Genomic DNA, 26178 nt, shown 5'->3' with positions numbered 1-26178 from the left:
ATGATTGAATACCTCGGCCTGCTTTACGCGAGCGCAAAAAGCCTCAAGGAGTACCTTACTTGGGACGAAGATCAAAAGGAGATCGACAACGATCGGCTGGAGAAGTTGGGCTTCAAGGCGGAGGTTGAAGCCAGGTGTATGACGCTGGGATGGAGCAAGTCATGACTTCCTACGATGAATTCCGGGGCAGTGTCTTCTCGAAAGCGAAGCCGGACTAGCCAGGCGCATTTTCCGCCCGCACAGCCAGCCGGGCCACGGCCTCTATAAGCCGCTTGGCTGGTAGCCCGTCCCCTGCCCCATACGTCCCTGATACACCCGGTTCTGCATGCCCCATGAGGGCCATGCGCACATCAGCCGCGACACCAGCGGCCCGACACATGTCGGCAAACCCGTGCCGCCAGGAATGGAAGGTGATGCGCGTGTCAGTGATCTTGAGGGTCTTGCGCAGCAGCCGCCCGTATCGCTTCGAGAATGCGGCAGACACGATGCCATGCACACCCGGCTTGGCGGGGAACAGCGGACCATCGAGGCGCGTACTGGCCCATTCTGCGAACACCAACACCGGCACGGCCAGCGGCACCCATCGGCGGGAACCCTCGCTCTTGAGGCGCATAGCCGCGCCCTCGCCATGCTCGCCCTCGTCGGTAATCATCAGGCCCGGCACGCCTTCCCGCTCTTGAACATCCTCGCGCCGTAGCTGATGCAACTCGTTCAGCCGGGCACCAGTCCAGCGGGCCAACCGGGGAAGCCAGTACATCGCCGGGTCGGATTCCTTCGCGCCATCGGTTGCAGCCATAACGGCCTTGACCTGCTCGGGGCTGTAAGGCTTCCGCAGTTCTACGGCCCGCTTGGGTAGCGGCAACTCCGCGCCCTCTGCCGGGTTCACGTCGATCAGGCCCCGCCCCTTGGCAACACCAAGCAGCAGACGGAGGAACCCAATCTTCTTATTGACGGTCGCCACGCTGGCCCCGGAGATCAGCCACTTGTCCCGGGTGGCAACGATGCTTGCTCGCGTTACTGCGTGAATGTCCGGGTCGCCTGCTTCGCGGACCGCTCGGCGCACAGCGTCCACGGTCTTGCTCGTCGGCTTTCGCTCTAGCTCCCATGTCGGGATAAGGGCTTCAAGATTCTGGCCCGAGGCAGCGGCCTTGCTGGATTGGTCCGCCATCGCTCCCTTAGGCGCTATGGTGGCCTTTACGGCGGGAGGTAGCGGTCCAATACCAGCCTCTGCTCTGCGACGCTCTACGATACCAATAACGCGCATCAGCTTGTCCGCTTCTTCCTCTGCGGCTTCTTCGGCGTACTCGTCCGCGATGTACAGCCCGGCTGCTTCTTGGTCGGCCAGTTCAGCCGCATCAATCTCTGCCTGCGTGACTTGCTGAAGCGCAGGGGCCGGGCCAGTCGAAACGGGGATCAGCTTGCCGGCAACGTCTACGAAGTCGGTATCGTCAGGCCATGCTGCCGGGCCGGATGGCTCAGCCCTCATGGCCTGCCATTCGTCATCAAGCTCAACAGATACCTTGCGTGCCAGACGTTCGGCCTCGGGACGATCCTTCGTGCCCAAGCTGCGGATAATCTCGCGCTTGCCGTTGTGCTGCTCAATGAGGTCTAGGGGGATTTTGCGACGGAAGTAGTAGACGCTTCCGCGCTTCTGGATGTTGGTTGCCATCGGGTTCTCTACAGGTACGGGTGTAACACCTGCGCGGCATAGTGTACCGCTGGAACCACCCCACAAAAAACAAAACCCCGGAAGACCGCAATCTTCCGGGGTTCCGCCGCCAATACGATGTGTAGTGGCGGAGACGGAGGGATTCGAACCCTCGATCCAGGTTTTGGCCCGGATGCTCCCTTAGCAGGGGAGTGCCTTCGACCTCTCGGCCACGTCTCCCAAATCTGCCGTTGTGTGAGGGAGGCCACACAACGAAGCGCGTATTCTATCGGTCAGATTTCAATTGGTCAACGGTGATTCGATGACTAATTGAAAAAACTTGCACAGCCCGTTAGAAGCGCAGGCCGCACGCGGCCTGCCTTGCATGGATCACGCCTGATCCAGCTCGAACACCTTATGCAGCGCGCGCACGGCGAGCTCCATGTACTTCTCATCGATCAGCACCGAGATCTTGATTTCCGACGTGGAGATCATCTGGATGTTGATGCCTTCTTCGGACAGCGTGCGGAACATCTTGCTGGCGATACCGACGTGCGAGCGCATGCCCACGCCGACTACCGAGACCTTCGATACCTTCGGGTCGCCCGATACGCTGGCGGCGCCGATATGTGCCTTCACGCCGTCGTTGAGGATGGCAAGCGCGCGCTGGTATTCGCCGCGCGGCACGGTGAAGGTGAAGTCGGTCTTGCCGTCGACGGACTGGTTCTGGATGATCATGTCGACGTCGATGTTGGCGTCGGCTACCGGGCCCAGGATCTGGTATGCGATGCCGGGCTTGTCGGGCACGCCCAGGACGGTGATCTTCGCCTCGTCACGGGCAAAGGCGATGCCGGAGATGACGGCTGCTTCCATTTCAGAATTTTCCTCAAAAGTGATCAGCGTGCCCGAGTGCATTTCTTGCTCGAGGGGCATCAGGGGGTCGGTGAGCGACGACAGCACGCGGGTCTTCACGCGGTACTTGCCGGCGAATTCCACCGAACGGATCTGCAGCACCTTGGAGCCCAGGCTGGCCATTTCCAGCATTTCCTCGAAGGTGATCTGATCCAGGCGGCGAGCGTCTTCGACCACGCGCGGATCGGTGGTGTAGACCCCGTCCACGTCGGTGTAGATCAGGCATTCCTCAGCCTCGATGGCGGCGGCGATCGCCACGGCCGAGGTGTCGGAACCACCGCGGCCAAGCGTGGTGATGTTGCCGTTGTCGTCGATGCCCTGGAAGCCCGTGACCACCACCACGCGCCCGGCGTCGAGATCGGCCAGGATGCGCTCGTCATCGATGGACTCGATGCGGGCCTTGGTATGGGACGAGTCGGTCTTCACCGGCACTTGCCAGCCGGTGTAGCTGATCGCGTCGACGCCCTCGCTTTGCAGCGCAATCGCGAGCAACGCGGAACTGGCTTGCTCGCCGGTGGCGGCCAGCATATCCAGCTCGCGCGGACTCGGCTGCGCCGAAATTTCCTTGGCAAGGCCAAGCAAGCGATTGGTCTCGCCTGACATGGCCGAAGGCACCACGACTACGCGGTGACCTGCACGATGCCATTTGGCAACGCGCTTGGCGACATTCTTGATGCGTTCCGGAGAACCCATCGAAGTGCCACCGTATTTGTGAACGATGAGAGCCATCTGTTTGTCGACACCAGCGATTGTGCAAACCCTTGAAAATACACGAAGGGGAGCCCCAAGGCAAGGTGTGGGCGGCTCGGACGACGGCCACGGCAAGTGGCGCGCGAGGAATATCGCGGGCGGAAAGCAGCCTGCCGAGGCTTACTCGATGGCTGCGCCCTGCCCGGGCGATGCAACCGGCTCGACCCACTCGACCCATTCGACACGCCAGCGCGGCGCGGCCGGTGCATCCGGCCAGCGCCGGTGCATGCCCAGGCCCGCCGCGAACACGAGCTGATCGCCCGACCACAGCAGCGGCAACCGCGCGCGCCGCGCCATCGGCACGCCTGCCTCCTGGTAGGCCTGCTTGAGCGCGCGCGCTGGCCCACCCGGGCGCAGCACGATGCGCTCGCCGCCTTGGCGCGCGGCGAGGCGCAGGGGCCGGCGCAGCGCTGCTTCCGGCAGGCCGAAGGTATCGTCGCGCGTAAAGCGCAGCTCACCCTGCCAGGCAGGCACGGCCAGACGTGCCTCGCCCTGCCAGTGCAGCGTCAGGTCTTCAGACTCGATGGCTGGCCCCGCGCGGCGGGCCAGCACACGCCCCCTGAAGCGATGCAACATCAGGGTCTCGTGCTGGATGGCAGGCTCGCCGCCTTCATGCTCGATCAGTTGCGCGCGCATGGCGGACAGCCTCGCGGTGGACGGGGCCTGCGTGCCAAGCTCGCGCAGCCACAGCCGCAGCACGGCGTCGGCCTCGGCCGGCGGCAGCGCGCGCAGCCCGGCAAGATCGAGTTCAGACAGCGTGCTGACATCGCGCGGCGTGCGCACCAGCCCCGCCATCCATTGCGTAGCGAGCGCATCAAGCAATTCGCCGGCCTGCGCCAGGTGAGCAGCGGCTTGCGCCACGTTGGCGCGCAACGCGGGAAACGCCGCGGCCAGCGCCGGCATGTGCTGCCTCAGCGCGTTGCGGGCGAATCGGGAATCGTCATTGGAAGGATCATCGATCCAGGGCAGCGCATTCGCGGCGCAGTACGCATCGATATCGTCGCGGCCAACCTCGAGCCACGGGCGCAGCAAGACGATCTGCTGCCTTGCCCCGAGCCGGCGCAGGCGCGGCATGCCGCCAAGCCCGGCCAGCCCGGCGCCACGGAACAGGCGCAGCAGCACCGTCTCGACCTGGTCGTCCAGGTGATGGGCAAACAGCAGCAACTCCGCCCCCGCCTCGTCGCACATGGCTTCGAGCGCAGCGTAGCGCGCGCGGCGCGCCGCCGCCTCCAGCCCTTCGCCCTGCCCCTGGCTGACCGAGACACGCTGGCTGTAGAACGGCAGTTGCCAGTCGGCGCACAGCGTCGCGCAGAACACGTCCCACTGGTCCGCCTCGGCCTGCAGGCCATGATGCACATGCAGCGCCACCACGCGCAGCGGCAGCGACGACGCCACCACCGCCGCACGCAGCGCGTGCAGCAGCGCGACCGAATCGCGTCCGCCGGAGAGTGCCACCGCCACCGTGCCTGCCCGTGCGCCGTCGCCAGAAACAACAAAGGCCGCACCGGCCTGAAGCGCCTGTGCGACCTTGTCGGTCAAGCCGGCGGACGGGTCAGCCCGGTGCGCCGGTTTCCTTGAACTTGCCATAGGCCAGCAGACGCTCGTTGCGACGCGCTTGCAGCTCCTTCACGCTCATGCCCTGGAACTGGCGCAGCGAATCCGCCAGCGAACGCTTGAGCATGACGGCCATGCCCTTGACGTCGCGGTGCGCGCCGCCCAGCGGCTCGCTGACGATCTTGTCGATCAGGCTGAGCGCCTTGAGGCGGTGCGCGGTCAGGCCGAGGGCTTCGGCAGCTTCCGGCGCCTTCTCGGCGGTCTTCCACAGGATCGACGCGCAGCCTTCCGGCGAGATCACGGCGTAGGTGGCGAACTGCAGCATCTGCACCACGTCGCCCACGGCAATCGCCAGTGCGCCGCCGGAGCCGCCTTCGCCGATGATGGTGGCGATCAGTGGCACCTTGAGGCCGGCCATCACGTAGAGATTGTGACCGATGGCTTCGGACTGGCCGCGCTCTTCCGCGTCGATGCCGGGGAATGCACCCGGCGTGTCAACGAAGGTGAAGATCGGCAGGCCGAACTTGTCGGCCAACTCCATCAGGCGCTTGGCCTTGCGGTAGCCCTCGGGCTTGGGCATGCCAAAGTTGCGCATCGCGCGCTCTTTGGTGTCGCGTCCCTTCTGGTGACCGATCACCATGCACGCCTGCCCGTTGAAGCGGGCCAGGCCGCCCACGATGGAGAGATCGTCGGCAAAGCTACGGTCGCCGTGCAGTTCGTGGAAGTCGGTGAAGATCTCCCGCACATAGTCCAGCGTGTACGGACGTTGCGGATGCCGGGCGATCTGTGCCACCTGCCATGGGGTCAGGTTGGCGTAGATGTCCTTGGTAAGCTGCTGGCTCTTGCCGGCCAGCCGCGAAATCTCTTCGGAGATATCGACAGCCGAATCGTCCTGCACAAATCGCAGTTCTTCGATCTTTGCCTCGAGTTCGGCAATCGGCTGCTCAAAATCTAGGAAGGTGGTTTTCATGAGACTCGCGTACCTGTCTGTGAAGGAGCGCATTCTACCGGAATTCGCCCACTAAACCGCAAGTCTGCGGATGCAGTCTCGCGCACTTCCATGCAAATTTTGCTGCCTTCCAGCCTAATACGTCACAGGCAGGGGATCAAGACTGCGCCACATGTACCAGGTGGCGACGGTGCGCCAGGGCTCCCAGTTGGCCGCCACCTCGCGCGCCTCGCTGCGCGTGACGGGCTCGCCACTGAAATAATTTGCCGAGATGGCGTTGATCAGGCCGACGTCATCGAGCGGCAGCACATTGGGCCGCATCAGGTTGAACATCAGGAACATTTCGGCGGTCCAGCGGCCAATGCCGCGGATCTGCGTCAGCTCCGCGATGACGGCTTCGTCATCCATCTCGGTCCAGCTATTCACATGCACGCGCCCTGCCTTGAAATGCTCGGCAAGGTCGACGATGTATTCCGCCTTGCGGCGCGACAGGCCGCAGGCGGCCAGGTTGTCGTGCCCCGCCTTGAGCATCTGCGCCGGCGTGAGCTTGGGACAAACCGCCACCAGCCGCTCCCACACCGTCTGCGCGGCCTTCACCGAGATCTGCTGGCCCACCACGGAGCGGGCCAGCGTGATGAACGGGTCGCCGCGCGAGATCAGGTGCGCGGGGCCGTAGGTGGGGATCATCTTGCGCAGGATGCGATCGCGCTTCATCAGGTCGGCGCAGGCCTCGTCCCAATAAGCCGGACGCACGGCATCCACCACCGTTTCGACCGGCAGGGGCAACGCCTCGGCTTCCGGCAGCACGGGCGCCTTGGCCGCGCGCGCGCCGGTCTTGGCGGCAGGCTTGCCGTCCGCCTTGAGCACCGGGCCAGATGACTTGCCGGCAGCCTTGGTGGCCGCTTTCACAGGCCTGGCAACTTTCGTCGCCGGGCTTGCCTTGAGCGGCTTTGCCGGCAGCTTCGCGGGCGCCAGCGGCTTGGCCGCGGGCTTGGCCTTGGTGGTCGCAGCAGTCTTGGACGGCGCCGCGGGCGTCGCCGTCTTGCGCACGGCAGCGTTCAAGCGCGCCTCCACTCGGTAGCACCGCCGGGCTTGTCCTCGAGAACCACGCCGCCCGCCAGCAGCTCGGCACGGATGCGGTCGGCTTCGGCAAAATTGCGCTCGGCCTTGGCCTGCTTGCGCGCCGCGATCAGCCCCTCGATCTGCTCCGGCTCCAGGCCATCGGCCGGCTTGCCGCCTTGCAGGAAGGCATGGGCGTCGCGCCCCAGCAGGCCCAGCGTGGCGGCCAGGCCCTTGAGCTGGCGCGCCATCGCGCCGGAGCCGGTGCGATTGACTTCGCCCGCCAGGTCGAACAGCACGGCCATCGCGATCGGCGTATTGAAGTCATCACCCATTGCATCGACAAAGCGCCGCGCATGCGCCTCTTCCCAATCCAGCGGCAGGACATCGGGCTGCACGTCCTTGAGCGCCGTGTACAGCCGCGTCAGCGAATGACGAGCGTCTTCCAGGTGGACATTGCTGTAGTGCAGCGGGCTGCGGTAGTGCGCGCGCAGGATGAAGAAGCGCACCACCTCGGCGTCGTACTCCTTGAGCACATCGCGGATGGTGAAAAAGTTGCCGAGCGACTTCGACATCTTCTCGTCATTGATGCGCACGAAGCCGTTGTGCATCCACAGGTTGACAAACGTCTTGCCGCTCGCGCCCTCGGACTGCGCGATCTCGTTCTCGTGGTGCGGGAACTGCAGGTCGGCGCCACCGCCGTGGATGTCGAAATGCTCGCCCAGCAAGGCGCAGCTCATTGCCGAGCACTCGATATGCCAGCCCGGGCGGCCCGAGCCCCACTTCGAATCCCACTTGCTTTCGGCGGGTTCGCTTTCCTTGGCGGACTTCCACAGGACGAAGTCGAGCGGATCGTGCTTGGCTTCGTTGGTGGCCACGCGCTCGCCGGCGCGCAGGTCCTCCAGCGACTTGCCCGACAGGCGGCCGTAGTTGGGAAACTTGCGCACGGCGTAGTTCACGTCGCCATCGCTGGCGTGGTAGGCCAGGCCGCGGGCTTCGAGCTTGCTGATGATGTCGAGCATCTGCGGCACGTAGTCGGTGGCGCGCGGCTCATGGTCCGGGCGCTGGATGCCGAGTGCGTCGGCGTCTTCGTGCATGTAGCGGATGAAGCGGTCGGTCAGCGCGCCGATGGTCTCGCCATTCTCCGCGGCGCGGCGAATGATCTTGTCATCGATGTCGGTGATGTTCTGTACATACGTCACGTCGTAGCCGGCGGTGCGCAGCCAGCGCTGCACCATGTCGAATACCACCATCACGCGCGCGTGGCCGACGTGGCAATAGTCGTACACCGTCATGCCGCAGACATACATGCGTACACGGCCGGGTTCGATTGGCACGAAAGGCTGCTTTTCACGCGCGAGCGTGTTGTAGATATTCAGAGGATGCATGAAACGAGGTGAATGGATGAGGGATTGGCGCCATTGTCGCGCCATTCGCGAGACCGGCAACTTGCGCCAACGCAAAGCCTGGCGCGACCCATATCTTACCGGAAGCGCCCGAGCGCGGCAGGTCGTCGCCCGCCTTGCACCGCACCACGGACAAGCCGGCTCGGGCCGGGCCAGCGCAGGCCGGCGCGCCGATACCCGGGCCGGCATGGCCGCGCTTTGCTAGAATGCCGCGGAGTATAACGGACCGCCCATACATGAGCCTGTTCCTGCCCACCATAGCAACCGTGTCATCCCAGCCCGCGCGCCAACGCATTGCGGCCGCCTCATTCGCCCTGGCGGCGATCCTGGCAGGCCTCCTTGCCGTAGCGGGGCCTGCGCGCGCGCAGAACGGTCCGCTATCGCTCGCGGTGCCGGCCACGACGCCAGGCGGCGTGCGCTCGGCCGACCCTGGCATGGCGGACGCCGAGAAGGCGGCGGCGCAGAAGAAATATGGCGAGGCCATCGACCGCTTCGACCGCGTGCTGGCCACCAACCCGCGCAATGCCCAGGCCCGCTTCGAGCGGGCATGGGCCCTGGCCCAGGCCGGGCGCGAGGACGAGGCCATCGCGGCGCTTCAATCCATGGCCCAGGACTTCCCTGAGTTGCCCGAGCCGCACAACAACCTGGCGCTGCTGTACGCCAAGCGGGGGGACTTGAAGCGCGCCGAAGCGGAATTGCTGATCGCGATCGATGTCAAACCTGATTTCGCCGTGGGCTATGCCAACCTTGGCGACGTCTACCGCCGCCTGGCCGAGAATGCCTACCGCAACGCACTGCGGCGCAACCCCAAGGATGCGGGCGCCGCTGCGGGCCTGAAGCAATTGCAGCCTGTCGCGGCCATCCAGCCGCCGGCCGACAGCACCCGAAAGCCGGGCGCGGCCGCCAGCGAGCCGGCCACGGCGCCCAAGCCTTAGTTACCTTGCCCAACGGGCCGGGCCGCTACCCTGCCCGGCCCTATCGTTCCCCCGATCCACGGAGTCAAGCATGATCTTTTCGCGTCGCCTAGTCCTTGCCGGCATCGCCGCCGCCGCCATGGCGCTCTCGCCGCTGGCCGCACAGGCACAGCAGACGAAAACCGAACGGGTGCAGTTCGTCACCAGCGCCGGCAAGTTCACGCTCGAGGTCTATCCGGATGCCGCGCCCAAGACTGTCGCGAACTTCATGGAGTACGTGAAGAGCGGCTTCTATAGCGGTACCATCTTCCACCGCGTGATCAATGGCTTCATGGTGCAAGGCGGCGGCTTCGACCGCGACATGAAGCAAAAGCCCACGCGCGCGGCGATCCCGCTGGAAGCCCAGAACGGGCTGAAGAACAAGGCCGGCACGGTGGCCATGGCGCGCACCAGCGATCCGAACTCCGCCACCGCCCAGTTCTTCATCAATGTGGTGGATAATTCCAGTCTCGACTATCCGTCGCCGGACGGTAACGGCTATGCCGTGTTCGGCAAGGTGGTGGAAGGCATGGATACCGTCGACAAGATGAAGAACGCGCCCACCACCTCGTATGGCCCGATGCGTAATGTGCCGGCCACGCCGATCGTGATCGAGTCGGCTACTGTCGTCAAATAACCGCCGAACAAACACCGAACAAAGGAACGCAAATGTCCAAGGTAGAACTCCACACCAACCAGGGTGTCATCACCATCGAACTCGACGCCGAAAAGGCACCGAAGTCGGTTGAGAACTTCCTGTCGTATGTGCGCAAGGGTCACTACGACAACACCATTTTTCACCGCGTGATCAAGAATTTCATGATCCAGGGCGGCGGCTTCGAACCCGGCATGAAGCAAAAGGGCACCGATGCCCCGATCGAGAACGAAGCCGGCAACGGCCTGAAGAACGATCGCTACACGGTTGCCATGGCGCGTACCAACGCACCGCACTCGGCCACCGCGCAGTTCTTCATCAACGCGGTCGACAATGACTTCCTGAACTTCACCTCGCCGACCCCGCAAGGCTTCGGCTACGCCGTGTTCGGCAAGGTGACCGACGGCTCCGACGTGGTCGAGAAGATCAAGGGCGTGCGTACCGGCAGCGCTGGCTTCCACCAGGACGTGCCGCTCGAGGACGTGGTCATCGAAAAGGCCGTGGTGGTCGAATAAGCCACGGGCCATCACCGGGACACGTTCCACCGAGCCCCGCGGGGTCGCACCATGCCGTCAGGCCAGCATCTCTTTCCAACCGCATGACTGTGACCCCATCCACGCCGGCCGCCGGCGCCCTCGCGGTGCCAGCGCCGGCGTGGCTCATTTCCGACCTGCATCTCACCCCCGGCATGCCGCGCACGCTGGCCGCGTTCGAGCACGTGCTCGAACGCGCGGCGCAAGAGGCGCGCGCCCTGTTCATCCTGGGTGATTTTTTCGAATTCTGGGTTGGCGACGAAGAAACCGACAGCCCCTTCGCGGCGCAGGTGGCCGCCAGGCTGCGCCAGCTTGCCGGACGCGGCGTCCAGGTCTACCTGATGCACGGCAACCGCGACTTCCTGCTGGGCCAGCGCTTTGCGCGCGCCGCGGGCGCCACCTTGCTGCCCGACCCCACCGTGATCGACTGCGCCGGCCAGCGCGTGGTGCTCAGCCACGGTGACATGCTGTGCACCGACGACGAGCGCTATATGCGGTTTCGCCACTGGACCCGCAAGCGCTGGGTGCAGCGGGTATTCCTGTCGCTGCCGTTGACGCTGCGGCTGCGCGTGGCGCGCCGCCTGCGCGCCGATAGCGAAGCGGGCCGCACGCAGGCCCGCCGCGACGCACCGCCAGACTATGGCGACACCACGCCCCAAGCCGTGGCCGCGCTATTGCGCGCCAGCCAGGCGCCGGCTCTGGTGCATGGCCATACGCACCGCCCCGCCCGGCACGAGAGCCCGGAAGGCGTGCGCTGGGTGCTGACCGACTGGGACCTCGACGGCAAACGGCCGCGCGCCGCCGTGCTGCAACTCGACGCAGGCGGATTCAGCGTGCTGCCGCAAGTGAGCTGACGCCGAATCCCCCTCTGCGCTTCATCGACCTACTTCATCGACCTACTTCATCAAACTACTTCATCAGCTTGCGCAGCTCGCTCGCATCGAAGCGGTCGTTCGGCGTGTTCTCGAGATGCTCGCCGAGCCGATCCAGCGCGGCCATCACGGTCTCCAGCCGCTCGTGCTGCTGCGCCGCGTTGTCGATCAGGCTCTTGAGCGCCAGCGAGACCGGGTCGTCCGCGTTCGGCGTGATGCCATAGGCCGAGAACTCCTGCTTGGCGCCCTGCTGCCCGCTGGGCGCGTCCGGCAGGATGATGCGCGCCGGGATGCCGACCGCGGTGGCGCCCGGCGGCACCGGCTTGAGCACCACGGCGTTGGAGCCGATGCGCGCGCCGTCGCCGATGGTGTAGCCGCCGAGCACCTTGGCCCCGGCGCTCACCACCACGTTCGCACCTAGCGTGGGATGGCGCTTCACCCCCTTGTAGAGCGAGGTCCCGCCCAGGGTCACGCCCTGGTAGATGGTGCAGTCGTCGCCGATCTCCGCGGTCTCGCCCACCACCACGCCCATGCCGTGGTCAATGAACACGCGCCGCCCCACCTTGGCGCCAGGGTGGATCTCGATACCGGTGAAAAAGCGGGCCCAGTGCGAGATCCAGCGGCCCAGCCAGTGAAACCCTGCATTCCAGCAGGCGTGCGCGAAGCGATGGAACACCACGGCGTGAAAGCCGGGATAGCAGGTCAGTACCTCCAGACGGCTGCGTGCGGCGGGGTCGCGCCGCATGATGGCGTCGATATCTTCCTTCAGGCGAGTGAACATCTTGGTCGTGTCGTGTTGCCACGCCGTGCGCCGCGCGCCCTGGGCCAGGACTGGCGCGATCGCCGGCATGGTCATTGGCCGGTGAAAACGGGATCAGGGAGTGTAAGAGATTTGCTGCCCTGCTGCCGCCATGGACATTGGCTGCAACGACGCCGGCCGACCCGCGGAACATGTTGGACATGTCGGATCTGCGGGACGGGCAGCGCCTGTCATCAACATCGCTCGGGCACGTGCACCAGGCCGGTCATCAGGCGGCGCGCGCTGGTGGGGGGCAACAACCCACTGGCCGGCGCGAGGTAGTCAAGCACGATCCTGGCCGCCGCGAACGGCAGGCCGTCCTCGGCAAAATCGCCATCCTCGAGCGGATGGCCATTGCGGCAAGGCACGCGGGCAACGACGGCCTGGCTCACGTTCAGCAGCCAGATGCGCACCGTGGTGACGCTATCGCGCGCCGGCACGAAGCCGCGCCAGATCGCGAACGGCGCTGCCGCCGCCAGCAGCTCGCCGCCATTGCCGGCCCAGTCGATCCGCGGCTCGCCGATGGCCACCGCGCCGAACAGGCAGTCCACGTCGCAATCGGGACGCTGCGAGGGGCGCACCAGCACGACATGGCTGGTGCTGGCGGTGGCGCCGCCCATGCCATCGCTCTGCCGGCCATGCGGATCGGGCGAGCCGATCACGCGCAGCAGCACGGCATCGCGGTCGCCCGGATCGGTGGGCAAGTCGTCAGCCAGGAAGAAGACCCCTTTGCTGGTGCCGCCACGCATGTAGTAGGCCGGAATCTCCACCTGCTCACTTCTCCTGTTTGGTTGGCACCCGTGCGCCTTGGCCTTGCGTGGCTGCCAGCATGTGCTTGGCAATGCCCCGCAGGATATTGACTTCCTCGCGCTCCAGCCCGCTGCGCGCGAGCAGCCGGCGCAAGCGCGGCATCAGCTTCTTCGGGCTGGCCGGATCAAGGAAGCCGATGGCTTCCAGCCCCGACTGCAGGTGGCCGAACATGGCCTCGATCTGCTCGGCTGTGGCCGGTTCGCCAGCATAGCCGATCTCGGCGAGCGGCGTCGCCCTCACCTCCAGCAGTGCCAGGCGCATCTCGTAGGCCACCAGTTGCACGGCCTGGGCAAGATTGAGTGAGGTGTAGGCGGGATTGGCGGGAATGTGGGTGACTGCCGAGCAGCGGTCGACCACCTCGTTGGGCAGGCCGAAACGCTCATTGCCGAACACGAAGGCAATGTGGGCGCCGGTGGCTTGCGCGCCTTGCGGGGTGGCTTGCAGGGCGGCAATGCGGGCGCCGGCCTGCGCCACCGCGTCGCGCGGCAGCAAACGGGGCGGCCCGAACTCGCGCTGGCGTGCCGTGAGCGCCACTGCATAGGCGGTACCGGCCAGCGCGGCCTCGATGTTGTCGACGATCACCGCGCCTGCCAGTACGTCGTCGGCGCCGCTAGCCATGGCGATAGCATCCGGATGCTCGCGCACCGCCGGCTCACGTGGCGAAACCAGCACCAGGCTGCCCGGCACGGTGCCGAAGCCCATGGTCTTCATGGCCCGCGCGACGGCGCCGACGTTGCCGGGATGGCTGGTCTCGACCAGCACGAAACGCACCGCGGCGAACGCGGCGGGGGCCATCAGGGCCGCATCGGCTGCGGCCTCCGGAGCGGCAGCGGAAACGCCCTGGCAAGGCGCGCCAGATGGGGGATCAAGGTCCGGGCCGGCCTGGGTGGCGGAGGCTGCGGCGGGGGCGCCGTTGGCGTCGGCGCTCGTCTGGTTCTGCGGGTTCATATACAATTCAGGCTTCATCTTCGGTGCGCCGCCCGTTTTATGCGGTAGCGACGCGCCCGTTCTTCTACAATCCGTTGTGTTGTCAGCCGCCCCAAAGGGCAGCGCGCCGGCCTTTTGCGCCAGGCCGCGCACCCTTGGCCGGCCTGGAGAGATTCATGCATCCGATGCTAAATATTGCCGTCAAGGCAGCCCGCAAGGCAGGTTCCGTCATCAACCGCGCGTCGATGGACATCGACCGGGTTCAGGTATCGCGCAAGCAGCACAACGATTTCGTCACCGAAGTCGACCGCGCCGCCGAGGCCGCGATCGTCGAGATCATTCGCACGGCCTATCCGGATCACGCCATTCTAGCGGAAGAGTCCGGCCAGTCCTGGGCCGAGGGCGAAGAACCCACCAGCGAATACGTCTGGGTCATCGACCCGCTCGACGGCACCACCAACTTCATCCACGGCTTTCCCCAGTACGCGGTCTCGATCGCCCAGTTGCACAAGGGCGTGCCGGCACAAGCCGTCGTCTACGACCCGTCGCGTGACGAACTCTTCACAGCCAGCAAGGGCGCCGGCGCGTTCCTGAACAACCGCCGCATCCGCGTGTCGCGCCGCGACAAGCTGGCCGACTGCCTGATCGGCACCGGCTTCCCCTACCGCGACATGGAAGGCCTGGACCAGTACATGGAACTGTTCGCGCTGATGACGCAAAGCTGCGCCGGCCTGCGCCGCCCGGGCGCCGCGGCGCTCGATCTGGCCTACGTGGCCTGCGGCCGCACCGATGGTTTCTTCGAGCAAGGCCTGCACCCGTGGGACATGGCCGCCGGCATGCTGCTGGTGACCGAGGCCGGTGGCCTGGTGGGCAACTACGCCGGCGAAGCGCGCCAGCTCGAACAAGGCGAAGTGCTGGCCGGCAACCCCAAGGCGTTCGCGCAGATGGTGCGCCTGCTGTCGCCGTTCTCGCTGGACAACGCCAAGCCGGCCCGCTAAGTATCCCGGCAACAACGCAGCGCGGCCGCCTGGCCGCGCTCAGCGTGACGGGCGCGGCGGCGCCCCGGCAGGATGCCATATGCCGAGCGCCACGCCGCCCACGATCATCGCCATCGCGCCCGGCAGCGGCCGCCCAGGCGGTTCACCCAGCACCGCGGCCAGCAGCGCAATGGCGTCGCGGCGTGAATGCGCTGGGATGACCATGGCGTGCTGCCGCCTCAAGCATCCACCGCGACCGCCCCGCCCGGTATCGTCTCGCCGACGGCCTCTGCCATCGCCTCAGTACAAACACCCTGCCCCCAGCTTCGCACATAATCCGGCACGCCGGGCTGCACGCCATCCGGCACCGGCCGCTGCCCCTGGAGGCGCAGCGGCAGCACGCCCGCCCATACCGGCAGCGCCATATCGGCCTCGTCATCCTTGGGCCCGCCGCTGCGGATCTTGGTGGCGGCTTCCTCCAGCCCGATACGCAACACCGTGGTCGCCGCCAGCTCATTGGCATCCCCCGGCCTTGCTTCGCCCGAACGCCCCACCGCAATGCGCTCCAGGAAGGCATCCATCGCCGCCGCCTTCGCGGCGCCAGCCACCACTTCAAAACTGCCGTAGATCACCGCCGAGCGGTAGTTCATCGAATGATGAAACGCGGAGCGCGCCATCACCAGGCCGTCGAGGTGCGTCACGGTTACGCAGACCTGGCTGCCTGTCGCGGCCAGCTTCAGCATGCGGCTGCCATTGGAGCCATGGATGTAGAGGTGCTCGCCCTCACGCCAGCACGCGGTGGGAATGCAGTGGGTGCCGTGATCGTCGGTGAAGGCCAGGTGGCACAGGTAGGCATCGTCGAGGATCGCATGCAGTGTCGCGCGATCGTAGTGGCCGCGATCGGCAACGCGCCGCACGCGGGTACGTTCGCTCGGCGGCATGGGTTTCTGGCTCATGGTGGCTCCTTGTCCTGGGGTTGTGGGTACCGGCGGCAATCTCGTTGCGTTACGGCGATGCCGCCAAGATAGGGATTTCGTGGCACCATGGCTAGACCCAGAGTTGGCACAGTTTTTAGAACCACGGAAACCACAGAAACCACGGAAGCGACGACATGGACTACGGCCTGCTGGTCTCGACCTTCACGCGCCAGCTCGATGGCCGCAAGCTCACCCAGCAGCGGCTCTTGTACGAGTGCCTGCGCGGCGCCATCCTCGACGGGCGAATCGCCCAGGGCAGCCAGCTGATCGCCACGCGCACGCTGGCGGCGGAGCTCGGCATGGCACGCAACTCAGTGATCTACGCCTACGAGAGCCTGGCGGCGGAAGGCTTCGTGGTGCCGACGCGGCACGGCACCACGGTGGCCCGCGTGGGCCTGGCGCAGGCTGGCCACAGCGCGGGGGCGGTCAAGCGCGTCGCCGAGTTGTCGCGCCGCGTGCGCGGGCTGCAGCGCGATGCCGATGGCATGCACGACCTGTTGCCGTTCGTGCCCGGCGTGCCCGACCTGGATGGCTTTCCGCTGGCCGCGTGGCGGCGCTGCATCGAACGCGCCTGGCGCCAGCTCGGCCCGCGCCATCTTGGCTACGGCAAGGTCGAGGGGCAGCCCGCGCTGCGCCACGCCATCGCCGAGTACCTGAGGGTCTCGCGCGGGGTGCGCTGCGACATGGACCAAGTCTTCATCACCGACGGCACGCAGACCAGCCTGGACTTGTGCGCGCGCATCCTGGCCGATACCGGCGACACGGCCTGGATCGAGAATCCCGGCTACGGCGGTGCACGGGCCGCCTTCCAGTCGGCCGGCCTCGTGCTCGAGCCCGTGGCAGTGGATGCGGACGGCCTGGCGCCCCGCCCGGAGCAGTGGCGCGACGCCCCGCCCCGGCTGATCTACATCACGCCATCCCATCAGTATCCACTAGGCTCCATTCTCAGCCTGGAACGGCGCCTCAAGCTCATCGAAGATGCCCGCGCCGCCGGTGCCTGGGTTGTCGAGGACGACTACGACAGCGAGTTCCGCCGTGGCGGCGTGCCGCTCTCGGCCGTGCAGGGGCTGAGCGAGGATGCGCCGGTGATCTACCTGGGCACGTTCAGCAAAACCATGTTCCCGGCGCTGCGCCTGGGCTTCATGGTGGTGCCGCGCTACCTGGCCGCGACCATCGCCGGCACGCTTGGCGAAATCTCCCGGCGCGGCCACGTGGCCGAGCAAATCGCGCTGGCCGACTTCATCGACAGCGGCCAGTTCGCCCGCCACCTGCGCCGCATGCGCCAGCGCTACGGGCAGCGCCGCGAGGCCCTGGAGGCGGCACTGGCGCGGCACCTGCATGACAGCGTGACGGTATCGGCCAGCGCTGGCGGCATGCACCTGTCCGCGCGCCTGGAACTGCCGCTTGCCGACACCGTGGTCACCCGCGCGGCGCGCGCGCAGGGACTGATCGTGCAGCCGCTGAGCACCTACCGCTTGGCCGGCACGCCGCTGGCGCAGTACAACGGCTTCGTGTTCGGCTACGCCGGCGTGCCGGCCGGCGCCATCGACGGGCTGATCGCGCGGCTGGCACAGGTAATTGACGCGCTGCTGCGCGAGCCGGTGTCGTAGCGCGGCGTTAAGCCCGTTCTTGCGAATCTGCCCACTTGCCGCCTACATTACTTCCATGGGAGTGCCGAGCTCTCGGTGCTGGCGCGCGGGCAGCGGCGCCGCAAGCTGCAATTTCCGGCGCTGCGCTTTCGTGCGCTGCGCCGCAATCGCGTCCAGGGTGGCGAACATGGCGGCATGGTCGAAGTGGTGGAGGCAACTGGCCGGCAAACCGCTCGATCCGCTCGCCCCGGAAACCCGCCACGCGATCGCCGTAGTGCCGGTGCTGGCCTGGGTGGGATTAGGCGCCGACGGACTGTCCTCTTCGTGCTATGGGCCCGAGGAGGCATTCCTGGCGCTTGGCACCCATACGCCGCTGGCGCTCTTTCTTGCCCTGGCGACCGCCAGCACGGTATTCATCATCGCAGTCGGCTACAACCAGGTCATCGAACTGTTCCCCACCGGTGGCGGCGGCTACCGCGTGGCCACGGCCTTGCTGGGGCCGCGCCCCGGACTGGTGTCGGGCGCGGCGTTGCTGGTCGATTACGTGCTGACCGTCGCGACGTCGCTGGCCAGTGGCGTCGACGCGTTCTTCAGCTTGCTGCCGGTAGAAGCCCAAGCCTTCAAGCTGGCCACCGAACTGGTGATCGTGATCATGATGACCGGGCTCAATTTCCGCGGCATGAAGGAGTCGATCCTGGTGCTGATGCCCATCTTCCTGGCTTTCGTGGTTTTGCATCTCGGGCTGATCGTCTATGGCGTTGCCGCGCACGGCGACCATCTCGGCGCGGTCGTGCCCAACGCCATCGGCGAGGCCTCCGGCATGTCGCAGGCGATGGGTCCGATCGTGGTGGCGGCGCTGCTGATGCGCGCGTTCTCGCTGGGTGGCGGTACCTACACCGGGCTGGAGGCGGTCTCGAACAACGTGAACATGCTGGCCGAGCCGCGGGTATCGAACGGCAAGTGGACGATGTTCTACATGGCGACCTCGCTGGCCTTCACGGCGGGCGGCATCATCCTGCTGTATATGCTGTGGAACGCGGCGCCGGTGGAAGGCAAGACGCTGAACGCCGTGGTCTTCGACCGCATCATCGACCATCTTGGCTTCGGCTCGGCATGGTCCCGCCATGCGCTGCTCGCGGCGCTGCTGGCCTCCGAGGCCGGGCTGCTGCTGGTGGGCGCGCAGACCGGCTTCCTGGACGGCCCGGCGGTGCTGTCGAACATGGCGGCGGACTACTGGGTGCCGCGGCATTTCCGCGATCTCTCCGCCCGGCTGGTGCGGCAGAACGGCGTCATCGTCATGGGCCTGGCCAGCTTGCTGATCCTGTTGTGGACGCACGGCCAGGTCGCGGTGCTGGTGGTGCTGTACAGCATCAATGTCTTCCTGACCTTCAGCCTTTCCTTGCTTGGCCTTTGCATCTACTGGTGGCGCCATCGCGGCGAGCCGCGCTGGATCGTGCGCTTCGGCCTGTCACTGCTGGGCTTGTCGGTCACCGCCACGGTCCTGGTGATCACGCTGGTGGAGAAATTCACCGCTGGCGGCTGGCTGACCGTACTGGTAACGGGCCTGGTGGTTGCGCTGTGCGTCTTCATCAAGCGGCACTACACGACGACCCGTGCCGAACTGGCCCAGGCGGATGCCCTCTTCGCCGGCAGCCCGCCGCTGGTCGATGCGAGCCACGTGCGGCCGCTCGACCGCAGCCTGCCCACCGCGATCGTCCTGGTGGGCAAACACCGCGGCGCCAGCATGCATGCGCTGCTCTGGGTCGAGCGCTTATTTCCCGGACACTTCAAGAATATGATCTTCCTGGCCGTGGGAGAGGTCGACGCGCAGAGCTACGAGGGCCAGGAAACGCTGCACCGCCTTCAACAGACGATTGGCGAGTCACTACGTTATTACGTAGCCAATTGCCAGCGCCACGGCCTGGCGGCCGATTCGCGCGCGGCATTCGGCACGAACCCGGTGCGCGAGTTCATGACGCTGGTCGATGCGGTGACGGCCGAGTACCCGAACAGCGTCTGCTTTGCCAGCAAGCTGATCTTCCAGCACGTCAATTTCCTCACGGCCTGGCTGCATAACCAGACACCCGGCGAGCTGCAGGAGCGGCTACACCTGCAAGGCAAGCAGATGGTGCTGCTGCCAATGAAAGTAGCGTGATGGCGCGGCCTACTTGACCAGCGTCACTGGCACGCGCGACATGCGTATCAGCTTGTTGGTCAGCCTGCCCGCCAGCAGCGCGCCCACGGCCGTGCGCCCGGCCGTGCCCATCACGATGGCATCGCAGTCGTTCGCCGCCGCGGCCTGCGCGATGGTCTGTGCCACATCGCCCACCTTGATCTGCGCGACATAGCTGGCCCCGGCGTCGTCCAGGATGCTGCGTGCATCGCGCAGCGCAGCCTCGCCGCTCGCCTCCTCCAGCTTGCGCAACGCGGCCAGCGAATGAAAGGCCGAGGCGCGGCCGAATTCCAGCGGCGGCTGGACATTGAGCAGAACCACCTCGGACACACAGCGGTCCCGGAACATGAAGGCGGCATGACGCACCGCATCCAGCGCGTGCGCGGAGCCGTTGACGGGTACCAGAACTCTCAGCATGTCGAACCCTTTGCGTTGTCTCGATCCTCGATCGTTTCGCCGCCGGCGTGTATCTGCCGGTCATCACGATTCCATATAAGTTCGAATCCCGCAAAGATGCTGTAAAGAGATGGATGGCCGCGCATTCTTTTTGTAAACGTCCGTCACGGTCGAACGGGCTGCTGCGCGGCGCATGGCGGCAATGTCGACACCGGAGCACAGCACGGCCCGCAACGGGGCAAAAGCCGAAAAACTGCCTTGGCGGCCTGCCCGGCCCTTCCCCCGCCATCCACCCTTCCTGCACCCTTCTGCCCCCTTCGGTGCCCGGCTCGCAGTAAAATGCCGGTTTTATCCGCGCCAGCCCATCCACGGCGCCTGCCGCGCACGCCGCGCCAGGCCCGCGGGCCGCCGGAGTACCCGAAAACAGGCGGCTTCGCCAGAGCCGCCCGAGAGGATTGCATGTCCGTAGAACCCCGACAGTCCGCCAAGACCGAGCCCAAGGCCGGCAGCGCGGAAAAGCACACGCCCATGATGGCGCAGTACCTCGGCCTGAAAGCCGACCATCCGGACACCTTGCTGTTCTACCGGATGGGCGACTTCTACGAGCTGTTCCACGACGATGCCGAAAAGGCTTCGCGCCTGCTCGACATCACCCTCACGTCGCGTGGCAGCTCCAACGGCGTGCCAATCCGCATGGCCGGGATCCCCTTCCATTCGGTGGACCAATACCTCGCGCGGCTGGTCAAGCTGGGTGAATCGGTGGCGATCTGCGAGCAGATCGGCGACCCGGCCACCAGCAAGGGGCCGGTGGAGCGCAAGGTGGTACGCATCGTCACGCCGGGCACGCTGACCGACGCGGCACTGCTGCCGGACAAGGTCGATACCTACCTGATGGCGGTGCACCAGCAAACCACGCGCCGCGGCGTGAGCAAGACCGGGCTGGCATGGCTCAACCTGGCTAGCGGCGAGCTGCGCCTGATGGAGTGCGAGGTGGTGCAGCTCGGCCGCGAACTGGAGCGGATCCGCCCGGCGGAGCTGCTGTATGCCGACGGCATCGAGCTGCCTGCGCTGGAGTGCGCACGCACCCGGCTGCCGGAATGGCATTTCGACCAGGAAGCCGGCACCCGCCGCCTGCGCGAGCAGCTCGGCGTGGCCAGCCTCGATCCGTTCGGCTGTGCCGGGCTGGGCGCGGCGCTTGGCGCAGCCGGCGCGCTGCTGAACTACGCGGCTTCCACCCAGGGGCAGTCGCTGCGCCATGTGAAGGGCGTGACGGTCGAGCGCGAATCCGAATTCGTTGGCCTGGACACCGCCACGCGGCGCAACCTGGAACTGACCGAGACCCTGCGCGGCGGCGAGTCGCCGACGCTGTTCTCGCTGCTGGACACCTGCGCCACCGCCATGGGCAGCCGCCTGCTGCGCCACTGGCTGCACCATCCGCTGCGCGACAGCGCCATCCCGCAGGCGCGCCAGCAGGCCATCGGCGCGCTGATCGGCCAGGGCACCGATGCGCTGCGCGCGGCGCTGCGCCGGCTGTCCGACGTGGAACGCATTACCGCACGCCTGGCCCTGATGAATGCGCGCCCACGCGACCTGTCCTCGCTGCGCGACACGCTGACCGCCCTGCCCGACGTGCAGGCCTGCCTGCGCGCTGACGATGCCGCGCCGTTGCTCAACCAGACGCTGACGGAACTGGCGGTCCCCTGGGAATGCCATGCCCTGCTGGCAAGCGCGGTGGCGCCGGAGCCGGCCACCGTGATCCGCGACGGCGGCGTGATCGCCCGTGGCTACGATGCCACGCTCGATGAGCTGCGCGATATCTCGGAGAACTGCGGCCAGTTTTTGGTCGACCTGGAAGCCCGCGAGCGCACCCGCACCGGCATCGCCAACCTGCGCGTGGAATATAACCGCGTGCATGGCTTCTATATCGAGGTGACCAACGGCCAGGCCGACAAGGTCCCCGACGACTACCGCCGCCGCCAGACGCTGAAGAACGCCGAGCGCTACATCACGCCCGAGCTCAAGGTCTTCGAGGACAAGGCCCTGTCCGCGCAAGACCGCGCGCTGGTGCGCGAGAAGCAACTGTACGAGGCATTGCTCCAGCAGTTGCTGCCGCATATCGGCGAGTTGCAGCGGGTCGCCGGCGCGTTGGCGCGCCTGGACGTCCTCGCGGCGCTGGCCGAGCGCGCGCAGACGCTGGACTGGACCCAGCCCGAGCGCGTCGCGGAGAACGTGATCGACCTGACCCAGGGCCGCCATCCGGTCGTGGAGGGCCAGCTCGCCGCGGAATCCGTGCCGTTCATCGCCAATGATTGCCAGTTGACGGAAGCGCGCAAGCTGCTGCTGATCACCGGCCCGAACATGGGCGGTAAATCGACCTTCATGCGCCAGACCGCGCTGATCGTGCTGCTGGCTTGCGTGGGCGCCTATGTACCGGCTCGGCGCGCGGTGATCGGCCCGATCGATCGCATCTTCACCCGCATCGGCGCGGCCGACGACCTCGCGGGCGGGCGCTCCACCTTCATGGTGGAAATGACCGAGGCCGCCAGCATCCTGCACAACGCCACGCCTGCCAGCCTGGTGCTGATGGACGAGATCGGCCGTGGCACGTCGACCTTCGACGGCCTCGCGCTGGCGTGGGCGATCGCGCGGCACCTGCTGGCGCATAACCGCAGCCATACGCTGTTTGCCACCCATTACTTCGAGCTGACGCAACTGCCGCAGGAGTTCACGCAGGCGGCCAATGTCCACCTGTCCGCGGTCGAGCATGGCGACGGCATCGTCTTCCTGCATGCGGTGCAGGACGGCCCCGCCAGCCAGAGCTACGGCCTGCAGGTGGCGCAGCTGGCGGGCGTGCCGCAGCCGGTGATCCGCGCCGCGCGCAAGCACCTGGCGTGGCTGGAGCAACAGTCGGCAGACGCCACGCCCACGCCGCAGCTGGACCTGTTCGCCGCGCCGCCTTCGCCCCCGGACGATGACGACGACTACCTGGAACAAAGCGAAGGCAATGGCCAGCCCGTCAACGCGATTTCCGTGCAGCAAGCCGCCTTGCTAGACGCGGTGGCCGAGCTCGACCCGGACAGCCTGACGCCGCGCGATGCGCTCGACGCGCTCTATCGGCTGCGCGCGCTCGCCAAGGATGCCGTAGCCACCGCATGACGCCAACCGGAATCGTGCGCCAGCGCTGGCTGCGCCGGGCCGGACTGGCCATGCTTGGCATGTTGCTGGCGCTGCCGGGTCAGGCGGCGAACCGCTCCCGGGCTCCGGTTCCGGTTCCGGCCGCCGAAACGATACGCGTGGCCCTGATCGCCGACCAGCCGCAGTGGCCGGCCGCCGAAGCGGGCACCGCCCGCCTGCTCGATTTCCTGGCCGCGCGCCGGCTGGAGTTTGTCGTCCATCTGGGCGGCATCAAGGGCGATACCGAATCCTGCGGCGACACCCTGCTTTCCGCTCGCCAGCGGCTACTCGACCAGTCGCCGCTGCCGCTCGTCTACCTGCCCGGCGAAACCGACTGGGCGGAATGCGCTCGCGCCGCCAACGGGCGCTTCGATGCGGTGGAGCGGCTGAACCGCCTGCGCGAGCTGTTCTATCCGGCCGATACCACGCTGGGCCAACGGGTGCTGCCGCTGATGCGGCAATCCGAACAGGCTACCTTTCGCAGCTATCGGGAAAACGTGCGCTGGCACGCCGGGCGCGTCATGCTGGTAGGGTTGAACCTGCCGGGCGACAACAATCACTATCGCTCGGAAGGCGGGCGCAACGGCGAGTTCGAGGATCGCCGCGAAGCCAACCGCCAATGGCTGGCGCGCGCGTTCTCGCTGGCGCAGCAGCAGAACCTGCCCGGCATCGTGCTGCTCATGCATGCCGACCCGCAGTTCGGCAACGGCTGGGAGCAGCGTGGCAAGCCCTCCCTGTTCGACGGTTTCCTGCGCCGGCGCACGCGCGATGGCTTCCTGGAGTTCAAGCGCCAGTTGCGCGAGCTGGCCGGGCGCTATCGGGGCCAGGTCCTGCTGGTGCATACCGGCCTGGGCGGCTTCGGCATCGACACGCCACTGAAAGATGCCAGCGGCAAGACGCTGCGCAACGTCTCCCGCGTGGTGTTGCCAAGCGGTGCGCCCGGCCAGTACACCGAACTGGTGATCACGCAGGGGTCGCCATCGCTGTTTGAGGTCACACTCAAGGATGCCCCCGAGGCGGAATAAATGGCTCCGGTCCAACCCCGCAAGCACAAAGAAAAAGCCGGCGATGCCGGCTTTATTCGTGGGACCTTCCGCGAGGGCGCGCGCGCGTGGCGCACTCAGTGCAGCGTGCGGCTGCTGTCGCCTTCGTCGTCCTCATCTTCGTCCACGACTTCGATGCCCGAGGCGCCATGCGCGTGGCCGTGCTGTACTTCGTCGCCCGTGGCTTCGCGAACTTCCGCTACCTGCAGCCAGAAACGCAGCGCCATGCCGGCCAGCGGGTGGTTGCCATCCAGCACCACCTTGTCTTCGGCCACATCGGTCACGGTGTAGATGATCGAGTCTTCGTCGTCGCCGTCTTCGGGCACGCCTTCGAACTGCATGCCGACTTCCAGCGGCTCGGGGAAACGGTCGCGCGGCTCTACCTTGACCATATCGGCGTCGTAATCGCCGAAGGCTTCCTCGGGCTCAAGCTGCAACTGGGTCTCAAAGCCGGCTTCATGGCCTTCGAGCGCTTCCTCGATCTTGGGGAACGTGCCATCATATCCGCCGTGCAAGTAAACCATCGGCTCATCCGACTCCTCGATCAGATTGCCCTGCGCATCCGACAGCTTGTACACCACGGATACCACCGTGTTCTTAGCGATTTTCAATTCTTGACTCCATGAACGATTCCGCATTATACGCGCAGGCCTTGCCCCCCGGCCCCGTCGATCCTGACGCGCCGCTCACCCTCCTGGGTGGCATGACGCCAGCTGCTTTCATGCGCGATATCTGGCACCGCAAACCCCTGCTGGTTCGACAAGCCGTACCGGGAATCGTGCCGCCGGTATCGCGCGAGTCGCTTTTCCAACTGGCCGACCGTGACGACGTCGAGTCGCGCCTGGTGTCGCACTTTCGCAACCGCTGGAAGCTCGAACAAGGTCCCTTCGCCGCCGATAACCTGCCCTCGCTGAAAGCCCGTCAATGGTCGCTGCTGGTGCAAGGCGTTAACCTCCACGATAGTGCAGCCGCGGACTTGCTGGGGCAATTCCGTTTCGTCCCGGATGCGCGCCTGGACGACCTGATGGTCAGCTACGCCACCGACGGCGGCGGCGTGGGCCCGCACTTCGATTCCTACGACGTTTTTCTGTTGCAAGTATCGGGCCGGCGCCGCTGGCGCATCTCGTCCCAGACCAAGCTCGACCTGGTCCCTGACCTGCCGCTCAAGATCCTGGCGGACTTCACGTCCGAAGAAGAATGGGTGCTGGAGCCGGGCGATATGCTCTACCTGCCACCTCAGTACGCCCATGACGGCGTGGCCGACGGCGAGTGCATGACATATTCGATCGGCTTTCGGGCACCGGCCTACCGTGAGCTGGCGGGCCACTTCCTGGCCTGGCTCTCGGAAACGGTCGAGGACAACGAGGATTTGAGCGGGCGCTACGCGGATGCCGGTGAGCCGGCAACGGCACACCCGGCCCAACTGCCGGCCCAGATGGTGCGCGCGGTGACCGAGAAACTGAGCGCCCTCCGTTGGTCGGGTAGCATGGTCTCGGAGTTTCTGGGCGCACATCTCTCCGAGCCCAAGCCAAGCGTGGAGTTTGCGGAAATATCCGAAATCACGCTGAAGAAATACAACAAACTCGCCCTGTCGCACGGCGTCGTGCTTGCGCCGGGATCGATTGCGTTGTATGACCGCACCCATTTCTTTATCAATGGCGAAGCCTACGAGCCGCCCTCGGCGCTGGCGCGCTGGCTGCGCCTGCTGGCGGACCAGCGCTGCCTGAGCGCCGCGGAAGTGGCTGCCTGCGCGGATCTGCCGGATCTGATGGAAACTTTCCATCACTGGGCGCTTGAGGGCTGGCTGCAATTCGGACCCGCTTCGCTGTAATAATCCGTAACAACGAAAAACAGGAAAAGACAGCGCTACACAAGCCGGGAAAACGCGGATATAATCACCGGCTGGCTAGTACTGTGTACCACTGCATTTGTCGGCACCCGGGAGAGCCTCTATTTTGCAGTTCAAGAGCGATAATTACCGGTAATTATTCATCGCCTGTTTTTCTGTTATTAAAGTTAAAG

Annotated in this window: 25 protein-coding genes and 1 tRNA gene; 11 read left to right on the top strand and 15 right to left on the bottom strand. The window is 66.2% G+C overall.

The window, feature by feature from the left end:
- Positions 1-165 (top strand): hypothetical protein, encoded by a 165-nt coding sequence (locus AC1DQR_RS11185; protein ID WP_477133033.1) that lies wholly within the window; start codon positions 1-3, stop codon positions 163-165.
- Positions 166-214: 49 nt separating this feature from the next.
- Here AC1DQR_RS11185 and AC1DQR_RS11180 read toward each other — a convergent pair whose 3' ends face one another.
- The 7 genes from AC1DQR_RS11180 to cysS all read right to left on the bottom strand — a co-directional run bounded on the left by AC1DQR_RS11180 (position 215) and on the right by cysS (position 8260).
- Complete coding sequence (locus AC1DQR_RS11180) at positions 215-1669, bottom strand: DUF6538 domain-containing protein (RefSeq protein ID WP_477133032.1); 1455 nt, start codon at positions 1667-1669, stop codon at positions 215-217.
- A gap of 125 nt (positions 1670-1794) precedes the next feature.
- Positions 1795-1888: transfer RNA gene (locus AC1DQR_RS11175), tRNA-Ser, on the bottom strand.
- Between the two features lie 150 nt (positions 1889-2038).
- Positions 2039-3289 carry an aspartate kinase gene (locus AC1DQR_RS11170; RefSeq protein WP_174422792.1) on the bottom strand — a complete coding sequence of 417 codons (1251 nt, stop codon included), beginning with the start codon at positions 3287-3289 and terminating at the stop codon, positions 2039-2041.
- Between the two features lie 141 nt (positions 3290-3430).
- Positions 3431-4897, bottom strand: coding sequence for a tRNA lysidine(34) synthetase TilS (tilS, locus tag AC1DQR_RS11165; protein ID WP_416048116.1), 1467 nt, complete (start codon positions 4895-4897; stop codon positions 3431-3433).
- Entirely contained in the window at positions 4863-5834 is a 972-nt protein-coding gene (locus AC1DQR_RS11160; RefSeq protein WP_416048115.1) for an acetyl-CoA carboxylase carboxyltransferase subunit alpha, read from the bottom strand. Before AC1DQR_RS11160 ends, tilS begins: the two co-directional genes overlap by 35 nt.
- A gap of 114 nt (positions 5835-5948) precedes the next feature.
- Positions 5949-6887, bottom strand: a complete 939-nt coding sequence (locus tag AC1DQR_RS11155; RefSeq protein ID WP_416048114.1) for a DNA-3-methyladenine glycosylase 2 family protein — start codon at positions 6885-6887, stop codon at positions 5949-5951.
- Entirely contained in the window at positions 6872-8260 is a 1389-nt protein-coding gene (cysS, locus tag AC1DQR_RS11150) for a cysteine--tRNA ligase (RefSeq protein ID WP_043344964.1), read from the bottom strand. The genes AC1DQR_RS11155 and cysS overlap by 16 nt, the downstream gene beginning before the upstream one ends.
- A 254-nt stretch (positions 8261-8514) precedes the next feature.
- Here cysS and AC1DQR_RS11145 point away from each other — a divergent pair, with 254 nt between their 5' ends.
- The 4 genes from AC1DQR_RS11145 (at position 8515) to AC1DQR_RS11130 (ending at position 11273) form a co-directional block, all read left to right on the top strand.
- Entirely contained in the window at positions 8515-9213 is a 699-nt protein-coding gene (locus AC1DQR_RS11145; protein ID WP_416048113.1) for a tetratricopeptide repeat protein, read from the top strand.
- 70 nt (positions 9214-9283) lie between these two features.
- Positions 9284-9868 carry a peptidylprolyl isomerase gene (locus AC1DQR_RS11140; RefSeq protein WP_006163145.1) on the top strand — a complete coding sequence of 195 codons (585 nt, stop codon included), beginning with the start codon at positions 9284-9286 and terminating at the stop codon, positions 9866-9868.
- A gap of 32 nt (positions 9869-9900) precedes the next feature.
- Positions 9901-10401: a peptidylprolyl isomerase gene (locus tag AC1DQR_RS11135; protein ID WP_006163144.1), complete on the top strand. Its 501-nt coding sequence runs from the start codon at positions 9901-9903 to the stop codon at positions 10399-10401.
- An 83-nt stretch (positions 10402-10484) separates the two neighbouring features.
- Entirely contained in the window at positions 10485-11273 is a 789-nt protein-coding gene (locus tag AC1DQR_RS11130; protein ID WP_416048112.1) for a UDP-2,3-diacylglucosamine diphosphatase, read from the top strand.
- A 55-nt stretch (positions 11274-11328) separates the two neighbouring features.
- Here AC1DQR_RS11130 and cysE read toward each other — a convergent pair whose 3' ends face one another.
- From cysE to AC1DQR_RS11115, 3 genes are all read right to left on the bottom strand, one after another.
- On the bottom strand, positions 11329-12072 hold the full coding sequence (cysE, locus tag AC1DQR_RS11125; protein ID WP_006163142.1) for a serine O-acetyltransferase: 744 nt from the start codon (positions 12070-12072) through the stop codon (positions 11329-11331).
- Positions 12073-12284: 212 nt separating this feature from the next.
- A complete protein-coding gene (locus AC1DQR_RS11120; protein ID WP_477133031.1) occupies positions 12285-12860 on the bottom strand; it encodes a PrpF domain-containing protein in 576 nt (191 codons plus the stop codon).
- 4 nt (positions 12861-12864) lie between these two features.
- Positions 12865-13695: an RNA methyltransferase gene (locus AC1DQR_RS11115; protein WP_477133049.1), complete on the bottom strand. Its 831-nt coding sequence runs from the start codon at positions 13693-13695 to the stop codon at positions 12865-12867.
- Positions 13696-14003: 308 nt separating this feature from the next.
- On the opposite strand from AC1DQR_RS11115, the gene AC1DQR_RS11110 reads away from it, so the two are divergent.
- Positions 14004-14825, top strand: coding sequence for an inositol monophosphatase family protein (locus AC1DQR_RS11110; RefSeq protein ID WP_416048110.1), 822 nt, complete (start codon positions 14004-14006; stop codon positions 14823-14825).
- 39 nt (positions 14826-14864) lie between these two features.
- Here AC1DQR_RS11110 and AC1DQR_RS11105 read toward each other — a convergent pair whose 3' ends face one another.
- Both AC1DQR_RS11105 and AC1DQR_RS11100 read right to left on the bottom strand, forming a co-directional pair.
- A complete protein-coding gene (locus tag AC1DQR_RS11105; protein WP_416048109.1) occupies positions 14865-15029 on the bottom strand; it encodes a hypothetical protein in 165 nt (54 codons plus the stop codon).
- A gap of 14 nt (positions 15030-15043) precedes the next feature.
- Positions 15044-15760 carry a pyridoxamine 5'-phosphate oxidase family protein gene (locus tag AC1DQR_RS11100; protein WP_416048108.1) on the bottom strand — a complete coding sequence of 239 codons (717 nt, stop codon included), beginning with the start codon at positions 15758-15760 and terminating at the stop codon, positions 15044-15046.
- 155 nt (positions 15761-15915) lie between these two features.
- On the opposite strand from AC1DQR_RS11100, the gene pdxR reads away from it, so the two are divergent.
- On the top strand, positions 15916-17391 hold the full coding sequence (gene pdxR / locus AC1DQR_RS11095) for a MocR-like pyridoxine biosynthesis transcription factor PdxR (protein WP_416048107.1): 1476 nt from the start codon (positions 15916-15918) through the stop codon (positions 17389-17391).
- Between the two features lie 42 nt (positions 17392-17433).
- On the opposite strand, the gene AC1DQR_RS11090 is transcribed toward pdxR, so the two are convergent.
- Positions 17434-17559, bottom strand: a complete 126-nt coding sequence (locus AC1DQR_RS11090) for a hypothetical protein (RefSeq protein ID WP_416048106.1) — start codon at positions 17557-17559, stop codon at positions 17434-17436.
- Here AC1DQR_RS11090 and AC1DQR_RS11085 point away from each other — a divergent pair.
- Positions 17558-19525, top strand: coding sequence for an APC family permease (locus tag AC1DQR_RS11085; protein WP_477133030.1), 1968 nt, complete (start codon positions 17558-17560; stop codon positions 19523-19525). The genes AC1DQR_RS11090 and AC1DQR_RS11085 overlap by 2 nt on opposite strands.
- A gap of 9 nt (positions 19526-19534) precedes the next feature.
- Here AC1DQR_RS11085 and AC1DQR_RS11080 read toward each other — a convergent pair whose 3' ends face one another.
- Complete coding sequence (locus tag AC1DQR_RS11080) at positions 19535-19960, bottom strand: universal stress protein (protein WP_150983876.1); 426 nt, start codon at positions 19958-19960, stop codon at positions 19535-19537.
- Between the two features lie 507 nt (positions 19961-20467).
- Between AC1DQR_RS11080 and mutS the strand changes: the two genes are divergently transcribed.
- Together mutS and AC1DQR_RS11070 are read left to right on the top strand one after the other, a co-directional pair.
- Entirely contained in the window at positions 20468-23095 is a 2628-nt protein-coding gene (mutS, locus tag AC1DQR_RS11075) for a DNA mismatch repair protein MutS (protein ID WP_477133048.1), read from the top strand.
- Positions 23092-24138 carry a hypothetical protein gene (locus AC1DQR_RS11070; protein WP_416048104.1) on the top strand — a complete coding sequence of 349 codons (1047 nt, stop codon included), beginning with the start codon at positions 23092-23094 and terminating at the stop codon, positions 24136-24138. Before mutS ends, AC1DQR_RS11070 begins: the two co-directional genes overlap by 4 nt.
- Positions 24139-24233: 95 nt before the next feature.
- Here AC1DQR_RS11070 and AC1DQR_RS11065 read toward each other — a convergent pair whose 3' ends face one another.
- Complete coding sequence (locus tag AC1DQR_RS11065) at positions 24234-24767, bottom strand: FKBP-type peptidyl-prolyl cis-trans isomerase (protein WP_043344946.1); 534 nt, start codon at positions 24765-24767, stop codon at positions 24234-24236.
- A gap of 11 nt (positions 24768-24778) precedes the next feature.
- Between AC1DQR_RS11065 and AC1DQR_RS11060 the strand changes: the two genes are divergently transcribed.
- Positions 24779-25987: a JmjC domain-containing protein gene (locus AC1DQR_RS11060; RefSeq protein WP_416048103.1), complete on the top strand. Its 1209-nt coding sequence runs from the start codon at positions 24779-24781 to the stop codon at positions 25985-25987.
- Positions 25988-26178: the final 191 nt, after the last annotated feature.

The organism is Cupriavidus sp. 05L411 (assembly GCF_056398045.1).
The sequence above is the reverse complement of the archived record's forward strand: the minus strand, read 5'-3'. Positions and strand labels throughout refer to the sequence as shown.

Excerpts from the sequence above, each read along its gene's own strand:
- AC1DQR_RS11185 (WP_477133033.1), top strand. The coding sequence starts at position 1 with ATGATTGAATACCTCGGCCTGCTTTACGCGAGCGCAAAAAGCCTCAAG.
- AC1DQR_RS11180 (WP_477133032.1), bottom strand. The coding sequence starts at position 1,669 with ATGGCAACCAACATCCAGAAGCGCGGAAGCGTCTACTACTTCCGTCGC.
- AC1DQR_RS11170 (WP_174422792.1), bottom strand. The coding sequence starts at position 3,289 with ATGGCTCTCATCGTTCACAAATACGGTGGCACTTCGATGGGTTCTCCG.
- tilS (WP_416048116.1), bottom strand. The coding sequence starts at position 4,897 with ATGGCAAGTTCAAGGAAACCGGCGCACCGGGCTGACCCGTCCGCCGGC.
- AC1DQR_RS11160 (WP_416048115.1), bottom strand. The coding sequence starts at position 5,834 with ATGAAAACCACCTTCCTAGATTTTGAGCAGCCGATTGCCGAACTCGAG.
- cysS (WP_043344964.1), bottom strand. The coding sequence starts at position 8,260 with ATGCATCCTCTGAATATCTACAACACGCTCGCGCGTGAAAAGCAGCCT.
- AC1DQR_RS11145 (WP_416048113.1), top strand. The coding sequence starts at position 8,515 with ATGAGCCTGTTCCTGCCCACCATAGCAACCGTGTCATCCCAGCCCGCG.
- AC1DQR_RS11140 (WP_006163145.1), top strand. The coding sequence starts at position 9,284 with ATGATCTTTTCGCGTCGCCTAGTCCTTGCCGGCATCGCCGCCGCCGCC.
- AC1DQR_RS11135 (WP_006163144.1), top strand. The coding sequence starts at position 9,901 with ATGTCCAAGGTAGAACTCCACACCAACCAGGGTGTCATCACCATCGAA.
- AC1DQR_RS11130 (WP_416048112.1), top strand. The coding sequence starts at position 10,485 with ATGACTGTGACCCCATCCACGCCGGCCGCCGGCGCCCTCGCGGTGCCA.
- cysE (WP_006163142.1), bottom strand. The coding sequence starts at position 12,072 with ATGTTCACTCGCCTGAAGGAAGATATCGACGCCATCATGCGGCGCGAC.
- AC1DQR_RS11115 (WP_477133049.1), bottom strand. The coding sequence starts at position 13,695 with ATGGCCCCCGCCGCGTTCGCCGCGGTGCGTTTCGTGCTGGTCGAGACC.
- AC1DQR_RS11110 (WP_416048110.1), top strand. The coding sequence starts at position 14,004 with ATGCATCCGATGCTAAATATTGCCGTCAAGGCAGCCCGCAAGGCAGGT.
- AC1DQR_RS11105 (WP_416048109.1), bottom strand. The coding sequence starts at position 15,029 with ATGGTCATCCCAGCGCATTCACGCCGCGACGCCATTGCGCTGCTGGCC.
- AC1DQR_RS11100 (WP_416048108.1), bottom strand. The coding sequence starts at position 15,760 with ATGAGCCAGAAACCCATGCCGCCGAGCGAACGTACCCGCGTGCGGCGC.
- pdxR (WP_416048107.1), top strand. The coding sequence starts at position 15,916 with ATGGACTACGGCCTGCTGGTCTCGACCTTCACGCGCCAGCTCGATGGC.
- AC1DQR_RS11085 (WP_477133030.1), top strand. The coding sequence starts at position 17,558 with ATGGCGGCATGGTCGAAGTGGTGGAGGCAACTGGCCGGCAAACCGCTC.
- AC1DQR_RS11090 (WP_416048106.1), bottom strand. The coding sequence starts at position 17,559 with ATGTTCGCCACCCTGGACGCGATTGCGGCGCAGCGCACGAAAGCGCAG.
- AC1DQR_RS11080 (WP_150983876.1), bottom strand. The coding sequence starts at position 19,960 with ATGCTGAGAGTTCTGGTACCCGTCAACGGCTCCGCGCACGCGCTGGAT.
- mutS (WP_477133048.1), top strand. The coding sequence starts at position 20,468 with ATGATGGCGCAGTACCTCGGCCTGAAAGCCGACCATCCGGACACCTTG.
- AC1DQR_RS11070 (WP_416048104.1), top strand. The coding sequence starts at position 23,092 with ATGACGCCAACCGGAATCGTGCGCCAGCGCTGGCTGCGCCGGGCCGGA.
- AC1DQR_RS11060 (WP_416048103.1), top strand. The coding sequence starts at position 24,779 with ATGAACGATTCCGCATTATACGCGCAGGCCTTGCCCCCCGGCCCCGTC.